The sequence below is a fragment of the Aneurinibacillus aneurinilyticus ATCC 12856 genome (assembly GCF_000466385.1).
Lineage (GTDB): Bacteria > Bacillota > Bacilli > Aneurinibacillales > Aneurinibacillaceae > Aneurinibacillus > Aneurinibacillus aneurinilyticus.
The window spans coordinates 65,651-66,704 of the sequence record NZ_KE952747.1; the positions used below are offsets into that span (position 1 = coordinate 65,651).

1 protein-coding gene is annotated in these 1,054 nt (G+C 48.7%); it reads right to left on the reverse strand.

The window, feature by feature from the left end; translation table 11 throughout:
- On the reverse strand, window positions 1-1,054 hold a 1,054-nt coding region (locus HMPREF0083_RS08005), incomplete at both ends, for a cadherin-like beta sandwich domain-containing protein (protein WP_021620703.1).

Genomic DNA, 1,054 nt, shown 5'->3' on the forward strand with positions numbered 1-1,054 from the left:
CAAAAATGACCCCGTTCGTTCCTTGACGCGTCATCTTGTCCTGTCCTCTAACATCCTCGCTGTTGTAAATTTTTCGGATTAGATTATAGCCACCAATGTTTGTCGGATCGCCGCCTGCCGCCAATATGCCAAGAGACATACGCTCATAATCCGTAATCTTCGTATATGTTCCGCCACTGTCAGCAATTTCAGCTTCGAGCTTTTCTATATACCATGCTGGAATGTCTTTTCCGGACTGGGCTAGCCCAACCGCTTGCCAATCGCTCAAATATTTGTTCTTTTCCGCTTCCCTTAATACATGCTTTGCTGCTTGTTCTATCGCTTCGCTCACTTGTTGCGGTAAAGGTTTAGCCTTGTTAAAGTAAACCGTATATGTCATGCCGGTTTTTTTTCCACGTGAGTCAGTGGCTTCCACTGTAATTACATTTTCGCCCTCTTTTAAGAAGACCTCATAACGCTCATCTTCTGCCTGAACTATACGTCCGTTCATTTTGACGATTGGCGTAATCGATACACCTTTTCCATCATGTGCCGTTGCAGTAAAAGAGAGGTTTTCTGCTTCTGCAGCAGCACCGTCTGTCAGTCCATCCACCTCAATGTTATGGAACCAATACAGCGCACCTTTTCCTTTAAGGTAATAATCATAGGCAACAAGCGCCTGTAGCGACTGCTCCGTCGCCATGCTGTTAACCCCTGAGCCATCTTTCACATGTAAAAAGCTTCCGTCAGCCTGCTGATAGCTTAAGATATTCGTAATCACATTGCCGCCTGATTTGCTAAACTGCGGTCCTGCCGCATCCATGCCGTGGGCACTCAGCGCAATCACTACCTGGGCTGCGCTTTCCACTGTTTCGGCCTCCCACATCGAACCGAAACCGCCGTTATTCAGCTGTACACCGGATAGCCATTTCACAGCCCGTTCAGCTGCGGCCCGCACTTCCGGCTGCTCCTTATAAGGAGCAAGGGCGATTAAAGCCATCGCGGTCATGTCCACATCACCCGTCTTGTCCTGTTCCTCTATACCAAGCCGCCAGCCGCCTGTTTTCGTTTGCTG